The organism is Pseudomonas meliae, assembly GCF_001400515.1.
Lineage (GTDB): Bacteria > Pseudomonadota > Gammaproteobacteria > Pseudomonadales > Pseudomonadaceae > Aquipseudomonas > Aquipseudomonas amygdali.
The window spans coordinates 1-10,323 of the sequence record NZ_LJQT01000045.1; the positions used below are offsets into that span (position 1 = coordinate 1).

At 59.4% G+C, this 10,323-nt stretch carries 8 protein-coding genes (1 of these 8 only partly in view); 5 read left to right on the plus strand and 3 right to left on the minus strand.

Annotation, left to right across the window (positions count from 1 at the left end):
* Positions 1–124 precede the first annotated feature (124 nt).
* Positions 125–571, minus strand: a complete 447-nt coding sequence (gene mscL, locus ALO64_RS01890; protein ID WP_044344356.1) for a large-conductance mechanosensitive channel protein MscL — start codon at positions 569–571, stop codon at positions 125–127.
* A gap of 194 nt (positions 572–765) precedes the next feature.
* Here mscL and radA point away from each other — a divergent pair, with 194 nt between their 5' ends.
* Positions 766–2,133, plus strand: a complete 1,368-nt coding sequence (radA, locus tag ALO64_RS01895; RefSeq protein WP_002555235.1) for a DNA repair protein RadA — start codon at positions 766–768, stop codon at positions 2,131–2,133.
* Positions 2,134–2,147: 14 nt separating this feature from the next.
* Here radA and ALO64_RS01900 read toward each other — a convergent pair whose 3' ends face one another.
* Positions 2,148–2,522 (minus strand): PilZ domain-containing protein, encoded by a 375-nt coding sequence (locus tag ALO64_RS01900; RefSeq protein WP_005733664.1) that lies wholly within the window; start codon positions 2,520–2,522, stop codon positions 2,148–2,150.
* Positions 2,523–2,807: 285 nt separating this feature from the next.
* Between ALO64_RS01900 and ALO64_RS01905 the strand changes: the two genes are divergently transcribed.
* The 3 genes from ALO64_RS01905 (at position 2,808) to yjiA (ending at position 6,181) form a co-directional block, all read left to right on the plus strand.
* Positions 2,808–4,883 carry a carbon starvation CstA family protein gene (locus ALO64_RS01905; protein ID WP_044344357.1) on the plus strand — a complete coding sequence of 692 codons (2,076 nt, stop codon included), beginning with the start codon at positions 2,808–2,810 and terminating at the stop codon, positions 4,881–4,883.
* A gap of 27 nt (positions 4,884–4,910) precedes the next feature.
* A complete protein-coding gene (locus ALO64_RS01910; protein WP_002555232.1) occupies positions 4,911–5,108 on the plus strand; it encodes a YbdD/YjiX family protein in 198 nt (65 codons plus the stop codon).
* A 95-nt stretch (positions 5,109–5,203) separates the two neighbouring features.
* Positions 5,204–6,181, plus strand: a complete 978-nt coding sequence (yjiA, locus tag ALO64_RS01915; protein WP_044344359.1) for a GTPase — start codon at positions 5,204–5,206, stop codon at positions 6,179–6,181.
* Positions 6,182–6,286: 105 nt separating this feature from the next.
* Here yjiA and glyA read toward each other — a convergent pair whose 3' ends face one another.
* On the minus strand, positions 6,287–7,540 hold the full coding sequence (glyA, locus tag ALO64_RS01920) for a serine hydroxymethyltransferase (protein ID WP_044344360.1): 1,254 nt from the start codon (positions 7,538–7,540) through the stop codon (positions 6,287–6,289).
* A gap of 342 nt (positions 7,541–7,882) precedes the next feature.
* On the opposite strand from glyA, the gene ALO64_RS01925 reads away from it, so the two are divergent.
* A protein-coding gene (locus ALO64_RS01925) for a HopW family type III effector protein (protein ID WP_054991644.1) crosses the window boundary here: on the plus strand, positions 7,883–10,323 show its 5' portion. It continues 301 nt past the right edge of the window; only the first 2,441 of its 2,742 coding nucleotides appear in the window; its start codon is at positions 7,883–7,885; its stop codon lies beyond the right edge, outside the window.

Consider the following 10,323-nt stretch of genomic DNA (forward strand, 5'->3'; position numbering starts at 1 on the left):
GGAGCGTGGGAACGAGAATCAAGTAATGACTCTCCGCGCGCTAAAGGCTGGACGCAGAGCGTCTGGAAATGCATCCCCACGCGGAGCGTGGGGACGATAGTCAGCAGGTCCATGCCTTATTCGATCAAAGCGGACGCGTAGGGTCTACAGTGACTGGCGCGGTCGGTTTGTTCTGTTCCTTGAGCAGGTCACGAATCTCGCTCAGCAGCACTTCCTGCTTGGAAGGCGTTGGTGGCAGGGTCGGTGCCTTGGCTTCTTCGCGCTTGAGGCGGTTGATGGCCTTGACGCCCATGAAGATCGCGAACGCGACGATAATAAAGTCGATAACCGTCTGGATGAACTTGCCATAAGCCAGCAGCACTGCCGGTGCCGCACCTTGCGCAGGGCGCAGGGTGATGGCCAGGTCACTGAAGTCCACGCCGCCGATCAGCAAGCCTAACGGTGGCATGATCACATCGCCGACGAACGACGAAACGATCTTGCCGAATGCCGCGCCAATGATGATACCGACGGCCATATCGACCACGTTACCTTTGACCGCGAAGGCCTTGAACTCGCTAAGTACGCTCATGGGTAATTCCTTGTTACAGATAAAAGTGATCCGGGAGAGTGTAGTCCAGCCTTACAGTTGTCGTCCGTTCTACGTTCAATCGACCGGAGCGGCTTGTGTAAGTTTTATCCGGTTTTGAAAGTCATGGTTCGCTGCGCAGGTAACTGCTGGCGCAACCTGCGTTATCATGGGCGTTTTTTACGACTGGGGTTGTCATGGCCAAGGCCAAACGCTTGTACGGCTGCACCGAGTGCGGCGCGACATTTCCCAAGTGGGCGGGCCAGTGCAGCGAATGCGGTGCCTGGAACACACTGGTCGAAACGATGATTGAGAGTGGCGCTGCTGCGCCGCCCACCGGGCGTACCGGCTGGACCGGTTCACAGGCGCAAATCAGAACCCTGGCAGAAGTCAGTGTCGAAGAGATTCCGCGCTTCTCCACCAACTCCACCGAGCTCGACCGAGTGCTGGGCGGCGGGCTGGTTGACGGCTCGGTGGTGCTGATTGGCGGCGACCCCGGCATCGGCAAGTCGACAATTCTGTTGCAGACACTGTGCAATATCGCCCAGCGCATGCCCGCGCTGTATGTCACCGGCGAGGAATCCCAGCAGCAGGTGGCCATGCGTGCCCGACGCCTGGGGCTGCCGCAGGACAAGCTGCGCGTCATGACTGAAACCTGTATCGAAACCATCATTGCCACTGCCAAGGTCGAGAAGCCCAAGGTCATGGTGATCGATTCGATCCAGACGATTTTCACCGAACAGTTGCAGTCAGCACCGGGCGGCGTGTCGCAGGTTCGCGAAAGCGCGGCCTTGCTGGTGCGCTACGCCAAACAGAGCGGCACGGCGATCTTTCTGGTTGGTCACGTCACTAAAGAGGGCGCGCTTGCCGGCCCGCGTGTGCTTGAGCACATGGTCGACACCGTATTGTATTTCGAGGGCGAGTCGGATGGCCGTCTGCGTCTGCTGCGGGCGGTGAAGAATCGCTTCGGCGCGGTGAACGAACTGGGCGTGTTCGGCATGACCGACAAGGGCCTGAAAGAAGTCTCCAACCCGTCGGCGATTTTTCTCACCCGTGCTCAGGAAGAAGTGCCGGGCAGTGTGGTCATGGCCACCTGGGAAGGCACGCGGCCGATGCTGGTGGAGGTTCAGGCGCTGGTGGACGACAGCCACATGTCCAACCCGCGTCGTGTAACGCTGGGTCTGGACCAGAACCGTCTGGCCATGCTCCTGGCGGTCCTGCATCGACATGGCGGTATTCCGACTCACGATCAGGACGTGTTTCTCAACGTAGTGGGCGGTGTGAAAGTGCTGGAAACCGCATCCGACCTGGCCTTGATGGCTGCGGTGATGTCCAGCCTGCGCAATCGTCCGCTGCCGCATGACTTGCTGGTGTTTGGCGAAGTGGGGCTGTCGGGTGAGGTCAGGCCGGTGCCCAGCGGCCAGGAGCGCCTCAAGGAAGCCGCCAAGCATGGCTTCAAGCGGGCCATCGTACCTAAAGGCAATGCGCCGAAGGAAGCGCCACCCGGTTTGCAGATCATTGCCGTCACGCGTCTGGAGCAGGCACTGGATGCGTTGTTCGAATAACCTCGCCCCGAGGATTATCCCTGCAGTTCGATCAAGGCTGCCAGTTCCCGATCCAGTTCCTCGGGGTCTCCGAGGTTCAATTCGACCAGCCGCTTCAGGTGGCTGATTGACTCCAGCCCTATGTGCCGGCAAACGAATCCCAATTGGCGGCTGTTGTCATGGGTGATTTTGACATCCATTTTTACGTGGGCGTCGTTGCTTAGAATGATGTCGACTTCAAAGGGCTGCGTCTGATCACTGTTCCACGGATCAGGCCGCTCGATGAGCAACCCTTTCAGGGAAAGATCGACCAGTTGAACCTTCCAGGTCTGATCGCCTTGCTTCAAATCGGTTTTGGCGTCGAAGGCAATGCGCTTGAAACGACGGCGATCTGCAGGTGAGTCGGTCATCGAATGAACTCTCTTGTTGACCGCCACCGGAGGTCAGCGGGCAGGTCGTTATCTGATCAATTCTGTTGTTCCTGCACGATAGACCTGAAAGCCATTACAGAACAGTTCCGCATCACTGTTTTGTGATCCGGCAACCATCTGTCGAGGCCATTCCAGCCCTCTATGCCGGGTATCTGCCGCAATTGATCAAATTTCGCTCTAGACCATGGTTGGGGGTGGTCTTTCGCTGATCCGGCGCTAAACTCGGACTGCTTGCCTTCTAGTCAACTCTGCTGGAATAAAAAAATGAAAAATAATAATAGTCTGATGCGCCATGTTCCCTGGCTCATCGTTGCAATTGTCGGGGCATGTGCCCTTGGGGTCGTGGCCTTGCGTCGCGGAGAAGCGATCAACGCTTTGTGGATAGTGGTCGCTGCGGTGGCTATCTATCTGGTTGCCTATCGTTACTACAGTCTGTTCATTGCCACCCATGTCATGCAGCTCGATCCGCTGCGCGCGACACCGGCGGTGGTCAACAACGATGGTCTGGACTACGTGCCGACCAACAAACACATTCTTTTCGGTCATCACTTTGCTGCCATCGCCGGTGCAGGCCCGCTGGTCGGCCCGGTACTGGCCGCGCAAATGGGTTATCTGCCCGGTACGCTCTGGCTGATCGCCGGTGTGGTGCTGGCCGGTGCGGTACAGGATTTCATGATCCTGTTCCTCTCCACGCGCCGTAACGGTCGCTCGCTGGGCGACATGGTTCGCGAGGAAATGGGCCGTATTCCCGGCACCATCGCCCTGTTCGGCTGTTTCCTGATCATGATCATCATCCTGGCGGTGCTGGCGCTGATTGTGGTCAAGGCCTTGGCCGAGAGCCCGTGGGGCATGTTCACGGTCATGGCGACGATCCCGATCGCGATGTTCATGGGCATCTATATGCGCTACATCCGCCCGGGTCGTATCGGTGAAATCTCTATTATCGGTGTCATTCTGCTACTCGGTTCGATCTGGGTCGGCGGCATGGTAGCGGCCGATCCGACCTGGGGGCCGATGTTCACCTTCACCGGCGTGCAGATCACCTGGATGTTGGTGGGCTATGGTTTTGTAGCAGCAATGCTGCCGGTCTGGCTGCTGCTTGCGCCACGTGACTACCTGTCGACCTTCCTGAAAATCGGCACCATTCTGGCACTGGCAATCGGCATCCTGATTCTGGCTCCCGAGCTGAAAATGCCGGCCCTGACCCAGTTCACCAACGGCACAGGCCCGGTCTGGAAGGGCGCACTGTTCCCGTTCCTGTTCATCACTATCGCTTGCGGTGCGGTATCGGGTTTCCACGCGCTGATCTCTTCGGGCACCACGCCCAAGCTGCTGGATAACGAAAAGAACGCTCGTTACATCGGTTACGGCGGCATGCTGATGGAGTCGTTCGTGGCCATCATGGCAATGGTTGCCGCCTCGGTGATCGAGCCAGGCGTGTACTTCGCCATGAACAGCCCGGCTGCGGTGGTTGGCAGTGACGTGGTGACTGTCGCGCAGACTGTCTCCAGCTGGGGCTTTGCCATCACGCCGGAGCAATTGACTGCTGTTGCGAAAGACATCGGTGAAAACACTGTGCTGGCGCGTGCCGGTGGTGCGCCGACGCTGGCGGTTGGTATCGCGCAGATCCTCCATCAGGTGCTGCCGGGTGAAAACACCATGGCGTTCTGGTACCACTTCGCGATTCTGTTCGAGGCGCTGTTCATTCTGACCGCAGTCGACGCCGGTACACGAGCCGGACGCTTCATGCTGCAGGATCTGCTGGGCAGTTTCGTTCCGGCTTTGAAACGCACCGAGTCGTGGACGGCCAACGCCATCGGCACCGGTGGTTGCGTGGCGCTGTGGGGCTATCTTCTGTACCAAGGCGTAATCGACCCGCTGGGCGGCATCAATACCCTGTGGCCGCTGTTCGGCATCTCCAACCAGATGCTCGCCGGTATTGCCCTGATGCTGGCCAGCGTCGTGCTGATCAAGATGAAGCGTCAGCGCTATGTGTGGGTGACCATGCTGCCTGCCACCTGGCTGCTGATCTGCACCGTGACGGCTGGTCTGATCAAGCTGTTCGACGCCAATCCTGCGGTGGGCTTTCTGGCCCTGGCCAAGAAATACAGCGCGGCGGCGGATGCCGGCCAGATCCTGGCCCCGGCCAAGACCATGGACCAGATGCAGCATGTGATCTTCAACGCTTACACCAATGCCGGGCTGACCGTGCTGTTCCTGTTCGTGGTGTTCAGCATTCTGTTCTACGCCCTTAAAGTAGGCCGTGCGGCGTGGACCACCAAGGCGCGTACCGACAAGGAAGCTCCTTACCAGGCCATGCCGCCAGCGCCGCAGGTGTGATGATGGTTACCCACAGAGGATTTGCCCATGTTCAATGACCTGAGTCGCCTCGGGAAATACCTCGGTCAGGCCGCGCGTCTGATGGTGGGCATGCCTGACTACGACACGTACGTAGAGCACATGCAGAACACCCACCCGGACAAGCCGATGATGACCTACGAGCAGTTCTTCCGGGAGCGGCAAGAGGCACGTTACGGCGGCAAGGGCGGTCCGAAGTGCTGCTGATCCTCTGAACTGCGTTATTGTTTGATCCGACGCGCCGCAGGCCATCACCTGTGGCGCGTTTTCATTTCAGCTGAATGCATCACGCCAGGAGCCTTATGACTGAGTTGCAACCCATCCCCGTGACCGTGCTGACCGGTTTTCTGGGGGCAGGCAAAACCACTTTGCTGCGCCACCTGCTCAAGGCCGAGCACGGCCTGAAAATCGCCGTGATTGAAAACGAATTCAGCGATGCAGGTATCGACAGCCAGTTGCTCGGCACTGATCCCGTACAGATCATGACCCTGTCCAATGGCTGCGTGTGCTGCACCATCCACACCGACCTGACCAAGGCGCTCTACCTGTTGCTGGAGCGCCTGGACAGTGGCGAAATCGCTTTCGACCGACTGGTGATCGAATGCACCGGCCTGGCCGACCCTGCACCCATCGCGCAGACCTTCTTCATCGATGAAGAGCTGCGCGAGCGCTATATACTCGATGGCATCATCACTCTGGTCGATGCTGCACACGCCGATACCCACCTGGCGCAAACCATCGCCCAGGCGCAAATCGGCTTTGCCGACCGATTGCTGGTGAGCAAGCGTGATCTGGTCGACGACGCAACCTTCGATGCCCTCAGCGCACGCCTGACCCGCATCAACCGCCGCGCCCCGATCCGCATCGTCGAACATGGCAACATCGACCTTGCCGAACTGCTCGATGTGCGCGGCTTCAACCTCAACGCCGACCTCGGCGGCGGTATGATCCTGCGCCCACTGGCCCCGGTCGGCAATTCAGGCGACCGCATCACCAGCCTCGTCCTGCGCAGCGAAAAACCGCTAAACCTGGACCGCCTCAGCGAGTTCATGAACGAACTGCTGGAAGACCATGGCAAGCAATTGCTGCGCTACAAGGGCGTGCTCAACATCGAAGACGAACCGCGCAAGATGGTGTTTCAAGGGGTGCTTAAACTGTATGGCTTCGACTGGGATACCGAGTGGGCCGAAGGCGAGCAGCGTGAGAGTGTGATTGTGTTTATTGCCGATGAATTGCCGGAGGAGAAGATCCGGGCGGGGTTCGAGAGGGTATGCGGCTGAGAGGTCAGGCAGCGGCTGAGCTTCTGCCCATAGAGTGATCTGCCCAACAAAAAGCCCCGGCTCTCACGAACCGGGGCTTTTGGTACTGCGTTTAAACGAGGCTTATCAAGCGCCGTAAACTGGCAGCTTCGCGCAGATGGCCTTGACCTTCTCGCGAACGGCTTCGATCACGGCTTCGTTGTTCAGGTCAGCCAGGATGTCGCAGATCCAGCCCGCGAGTTCCTTGCACTCAGCTTCCTTGAAGCCGCGAGTGGTCACTGCCGGGGTGCCGAAGCGCAGGCCGGAGGTGACGAACGGGGAGCGTGGGTCGTTCGGTACGGAGTTCTTGTTGACGGTGATGAAGGCGCGACCCAGGGCGGCGTCGGCGTCTTTACCGGAGATGTCCTGCTTGATCAGCGACAGCAGGAACAGGTGGTTTTCAGTACCACCGGAAACCACGTCGAAGCCGCGCTCGATGAACACACCGGCCATTGCCTTGGCGTTCTTGACCACTTGTTGCTGGTAGGTCTTGAACTCAGGCTGCAGCGCTTCCTTGAAGCACACGGCCTTGGCTGCGATGACGTGCTCCAGCGGACCGCCCTGGGAGCCAGGGAATACCGCGGAGTTCAGCTTCTTCTCGATTTCGGCGTTGGCGCGCGCCAGGATCAGGCCGCCACGTGGACCGCGCAGGGTCTTGTGTGTGGTGGTGGTCACGACGTCAGCGAATGGCACCGGGTTCGGGTAGACGCCTGCGGCGACCAGACCGGCTACGTGAGCCATGTCGACGAACAGGTAGGCACCGACCTTGTCAGCGATTGCACGGAAGCGCGGGAAGTCGAGGATCTGCGAGTAGGCAGAGAAACCGGCGACGATCATTTTTGGCTTGTGCTCGACAGCCAGGCGCTCGACTTCGTCGTAGTCGATCATGCCGTTGGCATCGATACCGTACTGAACGGCGTTGTACAGCTTGCCCGAGGACGAAACACTGGCGCCGTGGGTCAGGTGACCACCGTGAGCCAGGCTCATGCCCAGAATGGTGTCGCCGCCTTGCAGCAGGGCCAGGTAGACCGCCGAGTTGGCTTGCGAACCCGCATGTGGCTGGACGTTGGCGTAATCAGCGCCGAACAGCTCCTTGGCGCGGTCGATGGCCAGTTGTTCGATAACGTCGACGTACTCGCAACCACCGTAGTAGCGCTTGTCTGGATAGCCTTCGGCGTACTTGTTGGTCAGGGCCGAGCCCTGAGCTTCCATGACGGCCGGACTGGTGTAGTTTTCCGAGGCAATCAGCTCGATGTGTTCTTCCTGACGCAGAGCTTCTTGCTCCATGGCGGCAAACAGATCGGCGTCGTACTTGGCGATAGTCAAATCACGGCTGAACATGGCAGTCCTCAAGGGGGCATGGCGGAAAAGGCGGGTATTCTACCCCATCGGGTTTTATCTGGTATATGAAAGGCAGTCATCTTGACCAGTGACGCCGTTCACGCGGGTTTCGACAAGGCCTGAAATCATGGACATGCCGCAGGCGCAAGGCTCGTTCTGTGGGGTGCTCGCCCACATGAGAGGGTCGAGATCGATTTAGTCATCGGCGGCGTGAACCGGGCACATCCACTCGAATTTTCAGCGATCACGCATCTATTTCCCTTCAACTGCCGGCACCGTTCCGGGCCGGACGACACTCAGTCGGTCTGTTGCCCATATCCACCGACAGTAGGTAAAAACGCCATGATGCCCTCTCAGATCACGCGCTCCTCTCATTCCTCATTGCCGGAGGTTGCTCCTGCGTCCGGCGATGCAACCGGCGTTAGTGAGCAAACTCCGCAGCAGACTCGTACCGTAGCGTTTTTTGCCTCCGGCGAGCTGGCCGTGGCATTTGGTCGCACCTCGGCTGCGCCAGAGCAGGACACTGTGCGTCTGTTGTCTGCTCTTCAGCGTGAGCTGGATAAACAGCATCCGTCCTGGCACACCGTTGCTCAACTCTGTCAGAGCGTCGCCGAGGTCGGCACGACCGAGCAGGGCTGGCATCAACTGGCAAGCGAGGATCAGGTGTCGGCGCTGAGAGAACTGCTTGACCGTTGTACTCACCGGCTGGCCGATATGCCTGCTGCTCACGCATCTCACGACTCGCTGTCGCAGGCCTGTGAAGGGCTCAGGACGGCGCGGCTGCACCAATCCGTCGCTCATTTGGCTGCCCGACCGTCCGCCCTGGCCCGGGCGATTCCGGATCTGCTGACGTTGACTCATCTGGATCCCGAGACGCTGGGCGCAGAGCCCCCCGTTGTTTCGTCTTACACGCTCTTCAGTCATTTCGTTCGCACGGCCAAGCAGCGTACGGCGGATTTGAATGACAGCCTCCAGCGTCAACCCGACGCGGTCGTCAGTCTGCTGCGCTCACATGCCGACACGCTCAATGATCTGGAGATGTTGCCGGGCGCATTGCAGGCATTGACCGAAAATTGCCAGGACGCGCCAGCCTGCAATGAATTGCGCGAGCTGGCGGAAGTAGCGGGGGCGCTGCTGCAGCTATTGCGCGAACACGATCTTTTGCCGAGGCTGGAGGAAATCTCCATCGAGCCAGGCGAGGCACCTGCACCTGGCCACGAGCCTGCCGAGCCCAGGCTGACCACACGCCAGGCATTGCTCAAGGCCGGCGGCAATCTGGTGCGCAAGTTTGATGCCTACGGGGCGCTCGCGCCGATGGATGACAAGGCGTTGCTGGCTTTGATGCGCACCCCGGCGCCACACCTGTCGCCCGATCAGATGCATGCCTTCCTGAACAAGCATGTGCTGCATCTCACGCAAGAACAACGCGATATCGTCAGCAATACCCCGCTGCCCTTCGCCCCTGAAGAAGACATCGAGGCCAGGTGCGGCATGGGTTTCGATGAAAAACTGCGGTTGGCGCTGGCCAACGGTTCGCTGGTGTTGAGCGAGGAGCAACTGGCCCGTCTTGGTGATTTGCCAAGTGCCGCTACCACGACTTCCGACGTTGTGCAGACGCTGCTGGAAAAGCCATCGTCTGCGCTGAGCGAAGCCGAGCGTGACATGTTGGGCGCAATCGTTCAGGCCAATGCTCAGGGGCAACTCGACGCCTGGCGCGCTCACAACGAACAGTTGCCAGCAGTGTTGAGCCGCTCGGGGCTGCCCTCTGATGTAAAAGACGAGTTGCTCAGCCTCAACAAAAGCATGAATGCCGAACTGGGCACGCTCAAGAACGGCGCCTCGCTCAAGAGTCGCGTCCTTGCAAGCCCGGCGATGCTGCTCGCGCTGGCACCCTTGCCACTGGCCGTGGCGTTCGTCAGCAAGGACAACTCCTACAGCTCATCGCTGGTTGCCCACTTCACCAAGAACGCGGTGTTCATGGCTGGCCTGATGATGAACGAGCTGACCAACGCGCGGACCAATGTCGATCATGGCCTGAACCGCTACTTCGTCACCGTGCTGGCCAACGCCATCGTGGCGCAGCCCACCTTTGCCAGGAACGAACACCTGCTGGAGCAGGTCGGCTTCGGTATCGCAACGGCCGTGGCATCGGGCGCTGCCACGCTGGGCGTATTCAACCGTGAATCGATCGTCGCTGCCTTCAAGCTCGCCAAGAGCAAGCTTTCCAGGCAAGACACCGGGAACGCCCGCATCCCGGAGGAAGACCATCTGGCCGTGGTCAAGCATTTCGATGTCAGCGAGCATTTTGCCCAGCAGATGAAAGTGGCGACCGAATTGTACAAGCAAGACAAAAGCATCACCGACATCATGAACTCGAGCCTGACATACCTGGGCACCAAAAGCAGCGAGTTCCAGGCCAGGTTCGAAGTCGCCGATGCCCTGCGCGCAGGGCTGCAACTGGCCGAGGGGGAGCGCAAGGCGGACCCTGACTTCTACACCAAGCTGGGCCTGGTGGCCTTGACGGCGAGTATCGGTGCGGCGCTGGTGATGTTGATGAAAAGCATGGTCGGCAAAGCCGATTACGCGGCGGATGGCGTCTGGTGCGTATCGGCGATGCTCAAACTGGCCATGAACCCTGAAGTCGATATGCAAAAGGCGGTTCAGGTCTTCAAGGAAATCGTCGGTCTGAATCTGGTGATGACGGGGTTTCTGGGCGTCAACAAAGTCTGGAATTTTCTCGACAAGGGGATCAAAGGCTACGCCTCCGGTGCTGCGGTCCTGAC